Annotated in this window: 17 protein-coding genes; 4 read left to right on the top strand and 13 right to left on the bottom strand. The window is 65.1% G+C overall.

Features of this window, described 5'->3' with window-relative positions:
• Positions 1-64: 64 nt before the first annotated feature.
• From N0B15_RS05205 to N0B15_RS05185, 5 genes are all read right to left on the bottom strand, one after another.
• The gene (locus N0B15_RS05205) at positions 65-799 is read right to left on the bottom strand and encodes a protein-L-isoaspartate O-methyltransferase family protein (RefSeq protein ID WP_263018451.1); all 735 of its coding nucleotides are present in this window, start codon (positions 797-799) and stop codon (positions 65-67) included.
• Positions 800-880: 81 nt separating this feature from the next.
• A complete protein-coding gene (locus N0B15_RS05200) occupies positions 881-1,522 on the bottom strand; it encodes a protein-L-isoaspartate(D-aspartate) O-methyltransferase (protein WP_263018450.1) in 642 nt (213 codons plus the stop codon).
• Positions 1,523-1,933: 411 nt separating this feature from the next.
• A complete protein-coding gene (locus N0B15_RS05195) occupies positions 1,934-2,308 on the bottom strand; it encodes a hypothetical protein (RefSeq protein ID WP_263018449.1) in 375 nt (124 codons plus the stop codon).
• Between the two features lie 105 nt (positions 2,309-2,413).
• Positions 2,414-3,067, bottom strand: a complete 654-nt coding sequence (locus N0B15_RS05190) for an HVO_0476 family zinc finger protein (protein ID WP_263018447.1) — start codon at positions 3,065-3,067, stop codon at positions 2,414-2,416.
• A 45-nt stretch (positions 3,068-3,112) separates the two neighbouring features.
• The gene (locus tag N0B15_RS05185; RefSeq protein ID WP_263018446.1) at positions 3,113-4,072 is read right to left on the bottom strand and encodes an aminopeptidase; all 960 of its coding nucleotides are present in this window, start codon (positions 4,070-4,072) and stop codon (positions 3,113-3,115) included.
• 108 nt (positions 4,073-4,180) lie between these two features.
• On the opposite strand from N0B15_RS05185, the gene N0B15_RS05180 reads away from it, so the two are divergent.
• Entirely contained in the window at positions 4,181-5,137 is a 957-nt protein-coding gene (locus tag N0B15_RS05180; protein ID WP_263018445.1) for a phosphatase PAP2 family protein, read from the top strand.
• Here the strand turns inward: N0B15_RS05180 and N0B15_RS05175 are convergent.
• The 3 genes from N0B15_RS05175 to gap all read right to left on the bottom strand — a co-directional run bounded on the left by N0B15_RS05175 (position 5,134) and on the right by gap (position 8,067).
• Positions 5,134-6,336: a phosphoglycerate kinase gene (locus N0B15_RS05175; protein WP_263018444.1), complete on the bottom strand. Its 1,203-nt coding sequence runs from the start codon at positions 6,334-6,336 to the stop codon at positions 5,134-5,136. The two genes, N0B15_RS05180 and N0B15_RS05175, sit on opposite strands and share 4 nt — an antisense overlap.
• A gap of 125 nt (positions 6,337-6,461) precedes the next feature.
• Positions 6,462-6,827, bottom strand: coding sequence for a hypothetical protein (locus N0B15_RS05170; RefSeq protein WP_263018442.1), 366 nt, complete (start codon positions 6,825-6,827; stop codon positions 6,462-6,464).
• Between the two features lie 181 nt (positions 6,828-7,008).
• A complete protein-coding gene (gene gap / locus N0B15_RS05165; RefSeq protein ID WP_263018441.1) occupies positions 7,009-8,067 on the bottom strand; it encodes a type I glyceraldehyde-3-phosphate dehydrogenase in 1,059 nt (352 codons plus the stop codon).
• A gap of 235 nt (positions 8,068-8,302) precedes the next feature.
• On the opposite strand from gap, the gene N0B15_RS05160 reads away from it, so the two are divergent.
• Together N0B15_RS05160 and N0B15_RS05155 are read left to right on the top strand one after the other, a co-directional pair.
• Complete coding sequence (locus N0B15_RS05160) at positions 8,303-9,370, top strand: type II glyceraldehyde-3-phosphate dehydrogenase (protein ID WP_263018439.1); 1,068 nt, start codon at positions 8,303-8,305, stop codon at positions 9,368-9,370.
• 56 nt (positions 9,371-9,426) lie between these two features.
• A complete protein-coding gene (locus tag N0B15_RS05155) occupies positions 9,427-9,834 on the top strand; it encodes an Hsp20/alpha crystallin family protein (protein WP_263018438.1) in 408 nt (135 codons plus the stop codon).
• Between the two features lie 27 nt (positions 9,835-9,861).
• Here N0B15_RS05155 and N0B15_RS05150 read toward each other — a convergent pair whose 3' ends face one another.
• The 3 genes from N0B15_RS05150 to N0B15_RS05140 form a co-directional block, all read right to left on the bottom strand.
• Positions 9,862-10,731 carry an ATP-grasp domain-containing protein gene (locus N0B15_RS05150; RefSeq protein ID WP_263018437.1) on the bottom strand — a complete coding sequence of 290 codons (870 nt, stop codon included), beginning with the start codon at positions 10,729-10,731 and terminating at the stop codon, positions 9,862-9,864.
• A 238-nt stretch (positions 10,732-10,969) separates the two neighbouring features.
• Positions 10,970-11,500 (bottom strand): 50S ribosomal protein L16, encoded by a 531-nt coding sequence (locus N0B15_RS05145; RefSeq protein WP_263018435.1) that lies wholly within the window; start codon positions 11,498-11,500, stop codon positions 10,970-10,972.
• A gap of 122 nt (positions 11,501-11,622) precedes the next feature.
• On the bottom strand, positions 11,623-11,853 hold the full coding sequence (locus N0B15_RS05140) for a helix-turn-helix domain-containing protein (RefSeq protein WP_263018434.1): 231 nt from the start codon (positions 11,851-11,853) through the stop codon (positions 11,623-11,625).
• A 403-nt stretch (positions 11,854-12,256) separates the two neighbouring features.
• On the opposite strand from N0B15_RS05140, the gene N0B15_RS05135 reads away from it, so the two are divergent.
• Entirely contained in the window at positions 12,257-13,465 is a 1,209-nt protein-coding gene (locus N0B15_RS05135; protein WP_263018433.1) for a site-2 protease family protein, read from the top strand.
• 208 nt (positions 13,466-13,673) lie between these two features.
• On the opposite strand, the gene N0B15_RS05130 is transcribed toward N0B15_RS05135, so the two are convergent.
• Complete coding sequence (locus N0B15_RS05130; RefSeq protein ID WP_263018432.1) at positions 13,674-14,417, bottom strand: M48 family metallopeptidase; 744 nt, start codon at positions 14,415-14,417, stop codon at positions 13,674-13,676.
• The gene (locus tag N0B15_RS05125) at positions 14,414-17,374 is read right to left on the bottom strand and encodes a type I restriction endonuclease subunit R (RefSeq protein WP_263018431.1); all 2,961 of its coding nucleotides are present in this window, start codon (positions 17,372-17,374) and stop codon (positions 14,414-14,416) included. The genes N0B15_RS05130 and N0B15_RS05125 overlap by 4 nt, the downstream gene beginning before the upstream one ends.
• Position 17,375 lies beyond the last annotated feature (1 nt).

The raw sequence follows: 17,375 nt of genomic DNA, 5'->3' as shown, positions 1-17,375 counted from the left end.
CCCCCCCAAATGGGAGTCCTCTCGACTCACTTCCCGTAGCAGTGCGTCACGGCGGTGAGCCAAATCAGTCCCACTCGAGCCAGCCCTGTTCCCAGCCACGGCGCGTCTCGGCGTGGCGTCTGGCGTACTCCGTGTCCTCGCGAGCGGTGCGGTTGCGTTCGAGCGCGCCGGACTGTTCGCCCTCGACTAACAGCGGGTCGAACGAAAGTGCGCCGTGGTGGGTGGTGGTCCCGTCGCGGGCGACCGACTCGAGTCGCTGGCGTGCGCCCGCACCCCGGGGGTAGACCAGCCGGCCGTCCGGCGCGAGTTGCTCGAGGAGTGTCCGGGGCGGGGCGATCGCGCCAGCCTCGACGAGGATCCGATCGAACGGCGCGTACTCGGGGAGTCCGCGCGCGCCGTCGCGACAGTCGACGAGCACCTCGCCGTAGCCCGCTCGAGCGAGGTTCTCCCTGGCTTCGTAGACGACCGGCCGGGCGATGTCGACGGCGTGGACGTGAGCTGCCCCGACGAGTTCGGCCGCCACGGCGGCGGTGTAGCCGACGCCGGCGCCGACGACGAGCACCGAATCACCGGGGGACGGCTCGAGCGCCTGGAGGAGTTTGGCAGCGGTGCTCGGCGCGAGGATACGCGTGCCGAGGTGGTCGTAGTCGCGGTCTGCGTAGGCGACTCGCTCGTCGGGGACGAACTCGTGTCGGGGGACCTCGCGCATGGCGACGCCGACGCGGTGGTCCTCGAGGACGGCCTTCGTCTCGTGTTCGAGACTGTCGACCATGTCTTCACGCAGTACCGCGAACTCCATGTAGCGGCTATCCCGCCGACGGTAATCAATGGCGCGCTTGCGCGGAGTTCCGCACCGGCCGCCGGTGGATTCGAGCGTCACTCAGCCACGCATCGTCACGAAGCGGACGCCGCCGTGGCTCTCGTGCTCGAGCGTGCCGTCCTCGCGCCGCGTGAGCGAGACGAGGCGCTGGGAGACGGTGCCGACCGGGGCGAGCAGGCGGCCACCCGGCCCGAGCTGCTCGAGGAGGGCGTCGGGAACGTCGGGGACCGCACAGGTGAGGTAGATCGCGTCGAACGGGGCACGGTCGGGCCACCCCTCGCGGCCGTCGCCGACGCGGACCGAGACCGCGCCGTAGCCGAGACGCTCGAGCGTCGCCCGCGCTCGTTCGGCGAGGTCGGCACTGTACTCGACGCTCGAGAGCGCCGGCGCGCCGACGAGTTCGGCCGTCACCGCGGCGTGGTAGCCACAGCCGGTGCCGACCTCGAGCACCGCGTCGCCGCGCTCGAGCGCGAGTAAGTCGGCCATCACCGCGACCATGTGCGGGGCGCTGATCGTCTGGCCGTCGCCGATCGGCAGTGGGAGGTCCTCGTAGGCGCGTTCGCGCCGCTCCGACGGGACGAAGGCGTGGCGCGGGACGGCCGCGAGCGCCTCGCGCACGCGTGAGTCGATACCCCGGCCCCGGGCGACGGTCGCCGCCATGCGCTCGCGGGCGTCGCGATACTCCGCACGTGGGTCGCTCACTCGAGGGGCTACGACGGCGAAGCGGTTAACGGTGGGTGGCCGGGCAGTCAGCAGTGTTCGATGGTACGCTCAGAAGCTCCCAAACGGAAGGTGCGAAGACAGTTCCTTCGATCCACTCGCCTCACTTGCCCGGCTAACGGCCGCGGGTGGGACTGAAAGGGGCTGGCAGGTGAGCGAACACGCAGTGTTCGCGATCCTCGGAAGACGCTTTGCGTCTTCCGTCGCTCGACGAACCCAGGCGATGTAAGGACCGCAGGCCGGAGGCCGAGGACCACAACGAGCCTCGGGAGTCGAGCGCGCCAGGGGCTTTCGAGGTGTTCGTGACAGCTAGTGCTTTGGCAAGCCCGAACGGATGAGCGAAACCGAGTGCGGCCGCCCGGTTTCACTCACCAGTCGACGCGTGGTGGGGTACTAGTTCGCGAACGTGTCGTAGATTCGTTCGAGTTCCGCTTCCCAGAGCTGAATTTTTTCCCGGTCGGTCAGTTCGTCGGGGTGTTGGCTAAACCGTTCGGGATCGAGGTTGTGAGCGAGCGTATAGAAGCCATCTCCCGGTACCTTGGTATTTTTGTTGACGATGAGGGCACTCAACATCGGATGCCCATGCTGGGTCACTTCTTTGCTGATAGCAGCAGCCCAGGAATTCGTCTTCAGTGGAATCACACCAACGATCTCGGCAGCATCCTCGTAGTGGATCAGCCCACGGTGTTCTGCAACGTTGATACACTCTGCGAGTAGATTGTAGAATTCCGGTGGTTTTTCTTTCAGAATTTTATCGGACGTGGCCATGTTGTGAGATCGAGTTGTCGTTTGAGTGATAGAGAGATATTGCTTATGGCCAGTAGAGACCACCGTCTGCACGAACTGACCGGGTACGGTGGCCGAGTACGGGCCTCACCAGGCGGACCAGGCGGTGCTCGACTCGTCCCAGGCGTAGACGCGCTTTGCGTCCTTCGCGAAGACCATGTCGCCTTCGTGTTCGAAGCGGTCGCGCCGGTAGCCCTCGGCGTCGCCGCGGACGACGATGGCGTCGATTTCGAACTCGTCGTCGCCGAAGGTCTCGCTCGCACCGACCTCGAGTTCGTACTCGCCAGGGACGTAGATGGTAGTCGAGCGACTCTGGTCTCTCGAGGTGTCGTTCGGGTGGATGGTGACGTTGACGCCGACGTTGTCGACCTCGCGGGTCCAGACGGTCTCGACCTCGGTCGCGGGGGCGTGGTCGACCCGACGGTCACCCGAGAGTTCGAGGCTGGTGACTCTGACGGTCGCGAGCACCTCGTCGGTCTCTAAGAGGAACTCGTCGCCAACGGCCAGCGTCTCGTCTTCGGGCGTGGTGACGTTCGCGCTGAAGGAGTCGCCACCCTGGGAGACGACGACGTCGAGGGTGACCTCGCGCTCGCGTTCGGGCGTGATCTTCTGGACGTGGCCGCACTCGCTACAGCGGACGGTGTACTGGCCGCCGCCGGTGGTGAGGACCTCGTGGACCGTCTCGAGCGTGGGTGAACACGACGGGCACGGGGTCGGGAGTCGATCCGGTGTCTCGCTCATGGAGGGGGCTAACGGGCGCGTGCGTAAAAGCCGATTGAAGGGCGCCTACGGCGCTCGCGGCAGGTCGACTTCGACGCCGTCGGCGAAGACGGCCGGGTCGCGGACGATACCATCTAAGTGGATGGGGGCTTCGACGTCGCCGCCGATGCCCGAGTCGTCACCGATGGCGATGTGAACCGTCCCCGCGGCCTTCTCGTCGAGGAGGACGCTGCCGATCAGGTCGGTGACCGCGACGTTGGTGCCGATGCCGAGTTCGGCGAGGTTGTAGGCGGCGTCGCCGACCTCCTCGGCGGCGGTCTCGACCGTCTCGCGGATAGTCTCGTCGGAGATGTGCGTCACGAGACCGTCTTCGACCTCGAAGGTGAGGTCCTGGCCCTCGGCGAGGAGGCCGTGCGGGGCCATCGTCCCGTCGACGACGAACCGGCCGTCGGCGGAGACGGGGCTGACGAACACCTCGCCCGCTGGGAGGTTCGAGGAGGCACCGGGTTCGTGGACGATACCCGTATCCGAGAGGAACGACCGGTCGCCGAGGTCGAAGGTGATGTCCGTCCCGCGGGCGGTCTCGACGCGAACCTCGGTCGCGTCGGCGACCTGCTCGAGTACCGCCTCGCAGTGGGCGGCGATCGACTCGTAGTCGGCGTCGAGACCCGTGCGGAACACCTCCTCGGTGATGCCGGGGAGTGTCGCGACGCGAGCGCCCGCCCGCGTGGCCTCGACGCGAGCGCGGGTGTGGGTGATGCTCTTGGTCGTCGGTGCGAGCGAGACGTCGCTCGCGGCCATCGCGGCGGCGACCGGCTCCGGTGGTTCGCCGCCGTGGGTCTCGCCCGGCGGATAGCGCACGAGGAGCGCGTCGTCGGTGATCTCGCTCGCGACGGCGTAGAGCGCCTGCCCGATCGGGTCGCGTTTGTCGTCGGTGACGATCACACAGGACTCGTCGGACTCGAGCGCCATACACTGGGTGATCGCGGTCTCCGCTGGCTCACGGAGCGGGTCGTCGGTGGACATATCCGAGTGTCTCGAGCGGTGGGCGGATAGGTGTTCCTCTCTGGCTCCACCGCGGCCGACCGTCGCCGACAGTGTTTTGAGAGTCGCGTCCGTGGCTCCGCGGGAACGATGAGGACGACGCTCGAGGGAATCTTCTTCGACGAATCGACGAACGTCGGGGTTCGCGAGACCATTCCGGAAGCGCTGATTCCGGGGTTCGAACTGGCGACACACCTGGGTGACGGAGCGACGCTGATCGTCTTCGCGACGCTGCTGTACTGGTTCGGCGCGGAGTCGAGCCGCGAGAAACGCGCGCTCGTCATCGCCATCGGACTCGGTGCGCTCGCGATCAGCGCCGGGATGAAGGGCATCTTCCAGCACCCGCGCCCGGTCGAACACCTCGCGTTCGCCCCCGCGGGCTACGGCGGCTACAGCTTCCCGAGCGCACACGCCCTCGGTGCGGCGGCCTTCTACGGGGCGATGGCGGCCGTGGCGGAGACGGGGACCAGACGCCAGCGCTACGCGGTCGCCGGTGTCGTCATCGGCGTCGTCGCCCTCTCGAGAGTGGTCATCGGCGTCCACTACCTCGGTGACGTCGTGGTCGGCGTCGCACTCGGTCTCCTGTTCGTCTGGGCCGTACTCCGGAGCGGCGACACCGAGCCGACGGCCGTCTTCGCCCTCTCGGGGCTGATCGCCATCGGTGCGTACGCGCTCGGATCGCGGGAGTTTACGACGCTGACCATCGGGGCCGCTCTCGGGGCGACGGCCGCCTGGTACGTCGTTCGAGGGGAGTCGTACCGACCCTACGGCGCGTCGATTCTCGTTCTGGCGCTCCTGACGCTGCCAGCGATCGTCGCGCTCAGACTCGTCTCGGGTCACGTCGGTGGCTACTGGCCGCTCGAGGTCGCAGGCTACGCGGCGGCGACCGCGGCCGTGCTGGTCGTCCCCGCCGTCGCGGAGCGACTCAACGGCTGGCCACAGGTGGCGTGGCTCCAGCGTCGGTTGCCCTTCAGCGGCCGGACGGTCGACGTCGAGGCGTTCTCGAGCGGTGTCACGGAGACGAAACGGGGGCGAGAGGGAGATTAGCTCTCGGAGAGGACGTCGATGGCGACCAGGGTGTCCCCGGTGAGCGCGGCGACGTAGGCCCCGCCAGCGACCGAGACGTGTGAGAAGTCGGCTTCGTCGAGACCGTAGATCGGAATCGCTCGAGAGGTGTCGCCGCCGCCGACGACGGAGAAACAGTCGGTCTCGGCGACCGCCCGGAGAACGTCGACGGTGCCGTCGGCGAAGCGCTCGTCCTCGAAGACGCCGAGTGCGCCCTTGACGAAGACGGCGTCCGACTCGCGGACGAGGTCGGCGTAGGCGGCGGCACTGTCGGTGCCGATGTCGAGAAACGAGGTCTCCTTCGAGATCTCCTCGACCGGGAGTTCGGCCCGCTCGCCGTCGTCGTCCGCGTAGGCGAGGTCGGCCGCGAGGTGGAGGCGGTCGCCGTAGGCGGCGAGGACCGACTCGATGGTCTCCTGGTGGTCGGCCCACTGGTGGTCGAAGAACGCCGTTCCGTCGACGTCGTAGCCGACGTCGTGGCCCGCCGCGCGCAAGAAGAGTTCGCCGACGATGCCGCCGAGACAGAAGCGGTCGACGGTGTCGTCGACGCGCTCGATGACCGGAATGAGGTCTTCGGCTTTGGTGCCGCCGAGGACCATCGTGACGGGACCGTCGAACGAGCGCTCCTGGATCGCCGAGTTCGCGGTGTACTCCGTCTCCATCACGCGCCCGGCGTAGGCGTCCATCACCAGCGGGAAGCCGACGAGCGAGGCGTGAGCGCGGTGGGCCGCCGAGTAGGCGTCGTTGACGTAGGCGTCGAACGAGGGCGCGAGCGTACTGACGAACTCGGTCGAGGCCTTCTCCTCGGGGTCGGCTTCGGGTAACTCGTCGTCACACATGCGGACGTTCTCGAGGACGAGTACGTCGCCCGCCTCGAGCGCGGTGATCGCCTCGAGCGCCTCCTCGCCGTAGGTGTCGGGGACGAACGCGACGTCCTGGCCGAGGTGGTCGGCGAGGATGTCGGCGTGTTGCTCGAGCGAGACGAAGGTGTCGCCGCCGGGACGGCCCTGGTGGGCGAGGACCGCGATGGCGTGGTCGGCGTCGAGCAGTTCCTCGAGCGTGGCCGCGTGGCGGGCGAAGCGGCGGTTGTCCTGGACGGTCCCGCCTTCGACGGGAGCGTTGAGGTCGAGGCGTACGAGGAGTCGCTGGCCTGGCTCGAGGTCGTCGAGGGTGTTGAACATAGTCGAGATGATACGGGCCAGGGGATAAAAGGCGACGAATTCAGGCGAGCGTTTCGTGAATATATCGAAGCGACCGTCGTCTCGAGCAGTGGTAGTAGTACGAAAACGAGAGTTTCGGGGAGCGGTTACTCCCTAATCCAGATGTCGACGCCTTCGGACGTGAGATTGACGTCCGGTTCGGCGTAGTTCTCGACGTTGTATACGGCCAACCCGTCGGCGACGATCCAGTCGTTGAAGTGCAACCCGTCCGGCTCGTTCGACCAGTCGAAGTACTCCCCTGCGACGTGACGGACCGACGACGGAGTACCACCCTTCTCGATGAAGAAATCTGCACCGCCTTCCTCGTGGCCCCAGTTGTCGATGAAGAGCCTGTAGTCTTTGTACTGCGTCGACGCGGCGGCAGTCCCCGAGATCGCGAGGAGTCCTGCACCAGTGAGGGCACCAACCGCGCTCTTCTTCAGCGTAGACCGTCTGGACAGTTTCCCTGTCATTGCGTCCGGCAATGCAATACCTCGATTATTACCGGTTTTCTAAGAGGTCGAGTATGCCCATACCCCCAGAAATAAGTAATGGTAATGGTAGATGGCCCTAGATAAACGTGAGCAGATAGCGCCATCCCACACGGTCAGCTATAGTAGCCGAGGGGGCAAGCCTAGCGAAACGGTCACATGTTCAAGCCGTCGCGGCTTCTGCTTCGGCTTCGGCGATCAGGTAGGTCGCCAGATCGAGCATCCGGTTCGAGAAGCCGTACTCGTTGTCGTACCAGGTGAGGACCTTCACGAGACCGCCCTCGAGGACCATCGTCGACTCGAGGTCGACGAGCGAGGAGAAGGGGAGACCAACGATGTCCCGGGAGACGATCTCCTCGTCGGTGTAGCCGAGGACGCCCGCGAGGTCGCCGTCGGCGGCGGCGCGGAAGGCGTCGTTGACCTCTTCTTTGGTGACGTCTTCGGCGAGGTCGACGGTGAAGTCGGTGATCGAGCCGTTGGGGACGGGCACGCGCATCGACATGCCGTCGAGTTTGCCCTCGAGCTGGGGGAGGACTTCGGTGGTGGCGATGGCGGCACCGGTCGAGGTCGGGATAATGTTCTCGGCGGCGGCGCGGCCGCGGCGGGTCTTCGCCTGCGGGCCGTCGATCAGCGCCTGGGTACCGGTGTAGGCGTGGACCGTGGTGAGCAGGCCGGACTCGAGACCGAACTCCTCGTCGAGGACCTTCGCGACGGGGGCGACGCTGTTGGTCGTACACGAGGCGTTCGAGACGACGTCCTCGCCGCCGTACTCGTCGTGGTTGACGCCGTAGACGATGGTGAGGACGTCCTTCTCGCCTTTCGGCGGTGCGGAGATGATCGCCTTCTCGGCACCGGCCTCGAGGTGTTTCGCCGCGTCGTCGTGGGTGCGGAACAGACCGGTCGCCTCGAAGGCGACATCGACGTCGAGGTCGTCCCACGGCAGGTCGGTGGGGTCGCGCTCGGAACAGAGTTCGATCTCCTGGCCGGCGACGGTCAGCGTGTCACCCTCGAGCGAGACGTCGTCGAGGCGCCCGTGGACGGAGTCGTAACGCAGCAGGTACGCCATGTCCTCGTTGTCCATGATGTCGTTGATCGCGACGATGTCGACGTCGTCGTGCTCGAGTGACGCCCGGAGCACGTTCCGCCCGATTCGTCCGAAGCCGTTCAGGCCGACGCGGACCGGCTGGTCGAGGTCGACGCTCGAGAATGAATGTTCACTCATAGATGAGTACTCGCGGTCCGCAGTAAAGAATTTATTCTTTCGACGCCGGGAGAAGGTCCCGAATCGTACACGATCGGTACTCGAATCGATACGTCCGTCCAGCGAGGTATGGGTAGCCATACCGCAATAATTGCGGCTCGAGCGGCAGTATTCCAGAAAGTAACTCAGTTGTGAGTGACGATCTATCAATTATCTGCGAAACAGTTATGCCCGTCCATGGTGGACACCGAAGCGTATGATACGGGTCGGTATTACTGGATACGGGACCATCGGGAAACGCGTCGCGGACGCCGTCGCACTCCAGCCTGACATGACGGTCAGTGGGGTCGCGAAGGCGAGCCCCGACTACGCCGCCGTCGGCGCCCTCGAGGCGGGCTATTCGCTCTACGCCGTCGACGAGGCGGGCGCCGAAGCGTTCCGTGCGGTCGGTCTCGAGGTCACGGGCGACCTCGCGGCCCTCGTCGAGGCGAGCGACGTCGTCGTCGACGCGACGCCGGCGGGTGTCGGTGCCGAGAACCGACGGCTCTACGAACGCTACGACACGCCGGCGCTCTTCCAGGGTGGCGAGGACGCGTCCGTCGCCGACGTGAGCTTCAACGCGCGGGCGAACTACGAGGAGGCGGTCGACGCGGAGTACGTCAGAGTCGTCTCCTGTAACACGACCGGACTCTCGCGCGTCGTCGCGCCGCTCGAGGAGACCTTCGGTATCGAGAAGGTCAGAGCGACGCTCGTCCGCCGCGGTGGCGATCCGAGCCAGACGACCCGTGGGCCGATCAACGACATCGTCCCGAGTCCCGTCTCGCTGCCCTCACACCACGGCCCGGACGTCCGAACCGTCTTCCCCGATCTCGAGATCGACACGGTCGGTCTCACCGTCCCGACGACCCTGATGCACGTCCACGCGGTCAACGTCACCCTCGAGGACGTCCCCGACTCGAGTGCGGCGGTTCGCGACCGGTTCGCCGACGAGGATCGGCTCCTGCTGGTGCCGGAGTACGCCGGTATCGACGGCACCGGACAGCTCAAAGACCTCGCACTCGACGCCGGGCGGTCCCGTGGCGACGTCTGGGAGAACGCGATCTGGGAGGCGTCGATCTCACTCTCGGGGCGTGACTGCTACTTCATCCAGGCGATCCACCAGGAGTCGGACGTCGTCCCGGAGAACGTCGACGCGATCCGTGCGGTGACGGGCCACCTCGGTAGCTCAGAGAGCCAGGCGCTGACCAACGAGACGCTCGGCATCGGCGTGAGCCAGTTCAGCGGCCGGTCCGGCCAGCCGCTCGACCGCCAGCCCGCCGACTGAGCCGGGCCGGGTCCGCGAGGAACAGCTTTTTGCACCGTCCGTTCGTACCCCTCAGCATGCGCCGAGATGACCGCGACGAGCCGTTCGACGACTTCTTCAGGGAGATCGAACGGATGATGAACGAGATGATGAGCGGTGCCGACGTGAACTTCGAGTCACGGACGAACGCGGCCACGGGTGCCACCGCAGGCTTCGGCGCGGACACCCACGTCGACGTCCACGACACCGACGAAGAGGTCCGTGTCATCGCCGACCTCCCCGGCGTCGAGAAGAAGAACATCGAACTCGAGTGCGACGGGAAGGCGCTCACGATCTCCGCCCAGAGCGACCACCGGGAGTACGACGAGCGCATCAGCCTCCCACGCCGAGTGAACGAACACACGGCGAACGCGACCTACAACAACGGCGTCCTCGAAGTGGTCTTCGAATCCGCCGAGAAGTCCTCCGGGATCAGCCTCGAGTAGCGACACTCGTTCTCGGCCGCCACCCACTCACTCAGCGGCGCACCGGTCGATTGCCGCCGCCAGCCGGTCGTAAAATTCCGGTTCGTACTTCGTCGCTTCGTCGACCGTCGGCCGGGCGTTCGTCTCGTTGACCACGACGCGCTCGTCGGTGACGAGCAGATCCACACCCAGAAACGAGATGTCGAGCAACTCGGCGACCCGCTCGGCGACCGTGCGCAGCGAGTCGAGGAGGTCGACACCCGTCGCCGTCGCCCCCCGGTGGACGTTGTGTTTCCACTGGCCAGTCGCCCGCGCGTCCTCGGGGAGGCGTCGCTCGACGGCCCCGACGTACTCGCCCTCGAGCACCATCACCCGGTAGTCGACCGCCTCCGCGAGGTACTCCTGGACGAGAAACGACTTATCGCCCGTCGCGCGGTAGTCGTGGACCACAGCGAGGTAATCACAGATACCGAGAAACGAGTCCAGATCGTGCGCCTTCGCCACACCGACGCCGCGGGTCGTCGAGTTCGGCTTGACGACCACCGGCGGCTCGAAGCGCTCGAAAACCGCGCGCAACTCGCGCTCACCGACGTGACTCGAGACGTACACCGAGTCCGGAACGTCGACACCCGCCCGCGAGAGACGCGCGAGCACACCCGCCTTGTTCCGCGAGGTCACTACGGCGTCACGGCCGTTGAGCCAGGGAACCTCGAGAAGGGCGTCGGCGACGCCACCTTCCATTAGCCGTCCCGGGTAGACGAAACCCGCGTCGAACGCCTCCTCATCCCACGGCGGGTCCGCCAGCGAGACGGTCCGCTCGCGTACGGGGACGTGGTGGACGCGAACGCCGCGCGCAGCGAGCGGGTCGGCCATCCGCTCAAACGTCTCTTCCCGGTTGACGACCGCGAGGTCGAGCATACTCGAAGGTGTGAGCCTGACGAGAAAAAACGAGCGGGTACTGCCCGGCAGTCGGGCGCAGGACACACTCGGAGAAGGCTACTGCTCGTGTACGAGATCGAGTCGGCCGCGGATATAGCAACAACCGCAACGAGTTACACACTGATCGCCGCCCCGTCTGGCGATCAGGTGTGCACTGACTTGCAGTGGCTACTATCGCTCTCAGTTCGAGGAACAGCCTCGTGTGGGACGAGACAGTCTACGCGACGAGTTTCTCGTTGCCCTTCTCGACGTCGACGCGACACGGCGGCGAGATCTTGTTGTAGGCGCGACGGAGCGCGTCCTTCGCGGCGGGCGCGTCCTCGACGTCACACCAGATGGTGAAGATGCGGTCGCCGCGCTGGACGCGCGCGGCGGTGCCGACGATCTTCCCGAACGCCTGGCGCATACCGTCGGAAACACGGTCTGCCCCCGCACCGGTCGCCTGCTTGTTCTCGCGCAGGACCTGGTGGGGGAACTTCCGGAGGATCATCTTGTAGTTGCCCTCGCCAGCGCTCTTGAGCATGTGGCGGTTCGCCGAGAGGCGCGAGGCCTCGAGCGAGCCGTGGCGAAGCTGACACTCCTCGTCGACGACGAGGCTGATCTGGACGGGGTAGTCGTCCGGTTCTGCCTTGATGTCGCCCATCTTGTGCTGTGCAATCTTCGAGCCCGGGATGCCAGTAATGTACTCGCGGCGCGTGTAGGCCGGTTTACTGATCTCCCGGTACATGGAGGCGGGTTTGTCGGCCATGGGTGGTTACTTACGGAGACGAAAGCCCACGGCGCGGATAAAGCCTTCGAACCGTCGGTGCCGACGGACCGTCCACTCGTAGTGAAGAACCGACTGCGAAACCGTCAGTGGTCGGGACCGACTCAGGAGAGGGCGACGTACCGGTCCCCGCTCTTCTCGACCAGTTCCTCGCGGCCGAGCGAACTCAGAATGCTCAGAATCGTGATCTTCTTCATCGACAGCGTCTCGTTGAGGTCGTCGACCGTCGCACCGCCTGTCGCCTCGAGGTAGAGATACACCAGCTTCGACTGGGGTGATCGCAGCGTCGGTGGAAGTGGCGCGATGCGGTCGGGGGCGAGGTGCTGTTCCATCATCGTCTCTACGAGATGCGAAACAGGAATATAAATCTATGGCGCATCGAATACATATTCGATAGTCTGTTAATATGTGACCATATACACATGGATCTCGTCGGTGGGAGAAGTCGTCCGATCAGCGCGGACGGCGAGCGGGTCTCGAGAGCGAGTGACCGTGGCTGCGGCGACCAGTTGCAGTACCGGGTGGGTACTGGAGGTTCCACGTTCCACCATATATATCAACCGCCAGTGACGTGTTACCACAGGCCAAGAGACCGCCGCTCGAGCGACCCACCCGCCGGCCGCTCGAGGGAGGGGTGCCGGTCATCCGACAGCGTCGTGCCGGCTACCGACCGGAAACGACACTGGAGGACGACGCGTCGGCAGCGGGCTTAAGGTACCTCCACCGGTACCGACTGGCATGAAGAGTTTCCGGATCGGGTCGTTGTTCGGCATTCCGATCAAGCTCGACCTGACCTTTCTGTTGATCCTGCCGGTGTTCGCCTACCTCATCGGCGCCCAGATCACAGAGGCGGTCGGCATCCTCAACGACATCTGGGGCGCGGGAATCGACGCGGGGGCGCTCACCGTCGGCTACACACCCTGGATCGTCGGCCTGATCGCCGCCATCGGCCTGTTCGTCGGCGTCATCTGCCACGAACTCGGCCACTCCCTGACCGCCCAGCGCTACGGCTACCCGATCGAATCGATCACCCTCTGGCTGTTCGGCGGCATCGCCGCCCTCTCGGAGATGCCCGAGAACTGGCGTCAGGAGTTCACCATCGCCATCGCCGGTCCCATCGTCTCCGTCCTCGTCGGGATCGTCTCCTACGTCGCGTTCGTCTTCACTCCCGAGACGTTCTACAGCGCCCGGTTCATCCTCGGCTACCTCGCGATCCTCAACGTCGCCCTCGCCGTCTTCAACATGGCCCCCGCGTTCCCCATGGACGGCGGGCGCGTCCTCCGGGCACTCCTCGCCAGAACCCAGCCCTACGCACAGGCCACCCAGCAAGCCGCGAGCGTCGGCAAGTTCTTCGCCATCCTGATGGGACTCGTCGGCCTGGCCTTCTTCAACGTCATCCTCATCGGCATCGCGCTCTTCGTCTACATCGGCGCAGCGAGCGAGTCCCAGCAGGTGACGATGAAAGCCGCCTTCGAGGGCGTCACCGTCGCCGACATCATGACGCCCGCCAGCGGTCTCCACACCGTCGAGGCGACCACCAGCGTCGCCGAACTCGTCCAGCGGATGTTCACCGAACGCCACACCGGCTACCCCGTCCTCGAGAACGGCCACCTCGTCGGTCTCGTCACCCTCTCTGACGCCCGCGAGATCACCCCCGTCGAACGCGACGCCTACCGCGTCGAGGAAGTCATGTCGACCGACCTGCGCACCATCCCCTCGAGCGCCGACGCGATGGACGCCCTCGAGACCATGCAACGCGAGCGCATCGGCCGCCTCCTCGTCGTCGACCGCCCCGCACACGCCGACGACGCCTGGGGCGCAGAAGCCCGCAGCGACGAGGGCGACCTCGTCGGCATCATCTCGAGGAGCGACCTCATGACCGCCCTCGACATTATCCAGAAGAGCGGCGCCGTCGACCCCTCGAGTCCGCGCCACCCGACGAACTGAGGGGCTGGCTCGAGGTCCGGTCGGTTTCTGCAGTGAACGACTGTCCGGACTGCAGGAGTCCGTTGTGGGGTTCCGTTGGTCTCGGACTCGGCGGTGCTGGCGACACGACCGGGTGCGAATGGCTCAGAGGGAGTGGTGAAGCGATTGGGAACTGTGCGCGCGACAGGGGATGCGAAGCGGCGTCGAACTCGAGAGCGGGGTGAGCGGGTCAGATCGCCAGTGAGTTCCCGTTCACCCTGAGCCACTCGCGACGATCCTCGTAGTCCGGAACGAGAGCACCAACGGTATTCCAGAACGCATCGGAGTGGTCATCGTGCACTGAGTGGGCCAACTCGTGAACGAGAACGTAGTCCTGGATCCGAACGGGTGCCAGGATCAGCCGCCAGTTGAGGCGGACGGTTCCCGCGTCGTACTCGCCCCACCGGTTGTCAATCTCCCCGACCCATACCGGCACGTCGTCGAGCCCCAGCCGCGGTTCAAACCGCGACACCCGAGTCGGGAGTTCGTCCTCCGCGCGCCGGATGAACCAGTCGACGACCGCTTGACGCTTTCGACGAACGCTCACGTCGTCTCCGTCTCGGTCGAAACGGTGGACGCGAAGGGTGAACGTCTGTTCGTCAAACCCTAACACTGGTTCGGGGACATCCGCCTCGACGACCTCCAGTGGGTACTGCCGGCCTCGGTACTGGAGCTTCTCCCCACTCATGTACTCCTTCGGATACGGCGGCCCTTGTTGCTCTTCTAGCCCGTAGAGTTTCCCCAGCAGCCACTCCTGACGGGACTCGAGTACCTCTTCCACATCTGCTACCGTCGCAGTCATTGGGGCCGTAACGGTCAGTTCCAGAGACTTGTCGATCGACAGCTCCATCGTTTCCCGCTTCTCGGACCAATCGATCGTGTAGGGAACGACCGTCTGACCGATGTGATACTGACGCTGGAGTGGGTCGCTCATTGGTAGTGGTTGCGCGCGAGTTCGATGACGCGGTTGGTTAACTCCTGACGCTGGTCATCCGAGATGTCGATCTCTGACCGGTAGAGCTTCCCCGTCACTTGCTTGCGCATCCGGTTCTGTAAATGTGTCCGCTCCTTCCACTCGACTTTCGTCACGAACTCCTCGACGGTCCCAACCAGATCGGCGGTGAGTTCGATGAGCGCCTCCCCGCCGGCATCGCACTCACCCAGTACGTCTTCGACCGCGTGGTAGAACGAGAGATCGGTCTCGTCACGGAGCCCCTTGTTCCGTGCCTGCTTGTCGCGGGAGCGAATCTCGTCCATCAGTTCCCGAAGCTCCTCGATGGTCTCGCGCTCGTTATATCGCCCTTCTCGGTACTGTTCGATGAGTTCTTCGAGCCGGTCGGCGAGCGAGCCGTAGTGTACCGGATCTTCGTCGAACCGGACGGTGATCTCGTGTTTGATGGCATTCTGCATCTCACTCGCCCGGGCTTGGTCGCTTTCTAGGTCTTCAAGTTTCGCATCAAAGTCGACCTCCTCCATGATCGAGACCGGCTCTGCGTTCAGCACCTCGATCCCTCGTGAGGTGATGTGATCCTGAATGAGCTTGCGAACTTTCGCCCCGGCTCCCTCGAGATTCATCGTCTCGTCGCGGTAGCGTTCTTTCGACTGCCCATAGACCGTGCTGAGCCGATCCAGATCCTCCCGATACGGGTTCGCCATCGGGTTCGGAAGCACGACGTCCATCAGCTGTGAGAACCGCTTGAACGCGTTCGTGAACTCGATCCGGCGGTCGTCCGGCTCGAGCGACTGGACGCACCGCTCTACGTCATCGAGATCGTCGAAGAACGAGACCGCCTTGTTGTGGGCCGCCTCGAGTTCCGGCTGTTTGTCCTCGACCGGCACCATCGCCCGCTCGACGTCCCTCGAGCTGAACATCGAGAGCGCCTCTTTCAGCTCGTCCGAGACGCCGTAGTAGTCGATGATCAGGCCGTGGGTCTTCTCCTCGAACGGCCGGTTGACGCGAGCGATCGCCTGCAACAGGCTGTGCTCTCGCAGCGGTTTGTCGAGGTACATCACCTGGGCCACCGGCGCGTCGAACCCCGTCAGGAGCATATCACAGACGATGAGCAACTCGACCTCGCCGTTCGGGTCGACGAACGACTCCTTGTACTGGCTCTTCTCGGAGCCGCTGGGGGTCCACCGCTTGATGTGTTCGGGGTCGTTGTGGCCCTCGGAGACGATCACCCGCGACTCCGGGCCGTTCAGGCTGTCGAGGGTCTGCTTGTACCGGATCGCCGCCTCCTTGCTCGTGGTGACGACCAGCCCCTTGAACGGCGGCGCCACCTCGTTCTCGAAGTGTTCGATGATGTCCAATGCGACCCGGTCTATGCGAGGCTGAGCCTCGGCGAGGTCCTGCGTGCGAGCGTATCGCTTCTGGATCTCCGCCTTCTCCTCGTCCGTCTTCTCCGAGAAGATGCGATCGAACAGGCGGTCGAGCGTCTCGCCCTCGAGATGGATGTCCGCGAGACGACCCTGATATAGAATTTCGACGGTCGCGCCGTCCTCGAGTGACTGATCGATGGTGTACGTGTCGATGTAGTTCCCAAATGTCCGGCGGGTGTTGATCTCGTCTCTCTCGATAGGCGTCCCGGTGAATCCAACGTAGAAGGCGTTCGGGAGCGCCGTCCGCATGTTGTTCGCGAGTTCTTTGTCCTGTGTCCGGTGGGCCTCGTCGGCCATCACGTAGATATTCTCGTTACGGGAGAGTACCGGGAACTCCTCTTCGTCGTCCGTGGTCTGGAACTTGTGAATCAGCGTGGTGATCGTCTCGCCCGCGTCGTAGCCGAGTCGCTCGCGGAGGTCCTCGATGCTCTCGGCCTGTTTCGGATTGGGGAAGCCACAGCGTTCGAACGTGGCGTGGATCTGGTCGTTGAGCGCCCGGCGGTCCGTCACGAGCAGGAGCGTCGGATCGTCCTGGAGCCGGCGCAGTTTCAGCGCGAGAAAGAGCATCGTGAGTGACTTCCCAGAGCCCTGGGTGTGCCAGACGACGCCGCCCTGTGCCTCGCGCCGCCCGCGCTTGTCGATCCGCTCGAGTGCTCGCCTAACGGCCCGGTACTGCTGGTAGCGGGCGACCATCTTGATTGCGCCGCTCTGTCGGTTCTCGAACACCGTGAAGTGCCGTAGCTGGTCGAGCAGGCGCGCGGGTTCGAACAGCGCGTACAGCATCCGGTACTGTTCCGGGAGGTAGTCCTCGAGTCCGAACAGCTCGAGCAGTTCGTCGTCCTCGAGTGGGTAGGCGTCCTTCCACGGCTTGTACTGGTCTTTCGGCGTGCCGTAGGTGCCCATCACCGCCCCCTCCCGCCAGGCCGCAACCGAGAACTGGGTGTACCGGAATAGCTCCTCGGCCCCCTCCGACTCGCCGCCGCGGTGGTTCTGATACCGGGTGAGCTGCTCGAGTGCCTCCGAGCGCGGCTCTGGAATCTGCGGGCTCTTACACTCGATGACGCCGAGGGGGATGCCGTTGACGAACAGCACGATGTCGGGTTTGATGACCTCCACGGGCCCCTCGACGCGGAACTGGTTGAGCGCGAAGAAGTCGTTGTTTTCGGGATTTTCGTAGTCGATGTACTCGACCGTCTGGTGTCGCTTGCCGTGGCCGCGGTCCTGCTCAACCGTGGTGTGGCGGACGAGCAACTCGTGGATCTGTTCGTTCTCGTCCATCGTGCTCGTCCCGGCGACCTGCTGGATTTCGCGGACGGCCTTGTGCAGGTTGTTCTCGTTGAGCCACGGATTCAAGCGGGAAACGGCATCGCGCAGGCGCGGCTCGAGGACGGCCGACGTCTCCGTCTCGCGGGGGTCGATCCAGATGGCCCGTTGCTGGTCGACGATTTCCCAGCCGAATCGCTCGAGGGCCTCGAGAGCGGGGCGTTCTGACTCGGCGTACTCGTCTGGCATG

The sequence above is a fragment of the Natronobiforma cellulositropha genome, assembly GCF_025629245.1.
GTDB classification, from domain to species: Archaea; Halobacteriota; Halobacteria; order Halobacteriales; family Natrialbaceae; genus Natronobiforma; species Natronobiforma cellulositropha.
This window is presented reverse-complemented; position numbering and strand designations above follow the sequence as displayed.

Bases quoted from the DNA above. Each gene is read 5' to 3' on its own strand.
- N0B15_RS05205 (WP_263018451.1), bottom strand. From the start codon at position 799: ATGGAGTTCGCGGTACTGCGTGAAGACATGGTCGACAGTCTCGAACAC.
- N0B15_RS05195 (WP_263018449.1), bottom strand. From the start codon at position 2,308: ATGGCCACGTCCGATAAAATTCTGAAAGAAAAACCACCGGAATTCTAC.
- N0B15_RS05190 (WP_263018447.1), bottom strand. From the start codon at position 3,067: ATGAGCGAGACACCGGATCGACTCCCGACCCCGTGCCCGTCGTGTTCA.
- N0B15_RS05185 (WP_263018446.1), bottom strand. From the start codon at position 4,072: ATGTCCACCGACGACCCGCTCCGTGAGCCAGCGGAGACCGCGATCACC.
- N0B15_RS05180 (WP_263018445.1), top strand. From the start codon at position 4,181: ATGAGGACGACGCTCGAGGGAATCTTCTTCGACGAATCGACGAACGTC.
- N0B15_RS05175 (WP_263018444.1), bottom strand. From the start codon at position 6,336: ATGTTCAACACCCTCGACGACCTCGAGCCAGGCCAGCGACTCCTCGTA.
- N0B15_RS05170 (WP_263018442.1), bottom strand. From the start codon at position 6,827: ATGACAGGGAAACTGTCCAGACGGTCTACGCTGAAGAAGAGCGCGGTT.
- gap (WP_263018441.1), bottom strand. From the start codon at position 8,067: ATGAGTGAACATTCATTCTCGAGCGTCGACCTCGACCAGCCGGTCCGC.
- N0B15_RS05160 (WP_263018439.1), top strand. From the start codon at position 8,303: ATGATACGGGTCGGTATTACTGGATACGGGACCATCGGGAAACGCGTC.
- N0B15_RS05155 (WP_263018438.1), top strand. From the start codon at position 9,427: ATGCGCCGAGATGACCGCGACGAGCCGTTCGACGACTTCTTCAGGGAG.
- N0B15_RS05150 (WP_263018437.1), bottom strand. From the start codon at position 10,731: ATGCTCGACCTCGCGGTCGTCAACCGGGAAGAGACGTTTGAGCGGATG.
- N0B15_RS05145 (WP_263018435.1), bottom strand. From the start codon at position 11,500: ATGGCCGACAAACCCGCCTCCATGTACCGGGAGATCAGTAAACCGGCC.
- N0B15_RS05140 (WP_263018434.1), bottom strand. From the start codon at position 11,853: ATGATGGAACAGCACCTCGCCCCCGACCGCATCGCGCCACTTCCACCG.
- N0B15_RS05135 (WP_263018433.1), top strand. From the start codon at position 12,257: ATGAAGAGTTTCCGGATCGGGTCGTTGTTCGGCATTCCGATCAAGCTC.
- N0B15_RS05130 (WP_263018432.1), bottom strand. From the start codon at position 14,417: ATGAGCGACCCACTCCAGCGTCAGTATCACATCGGTCAGACGGTCGTT.
- N0B15_RS05125 (WP_263018431.1), bottom strand. From the start codon at position 17,374: ATGCCAGACGAGTACGCCGAGTCAGAACGCCCCGCTCTCGAGGCCCTC.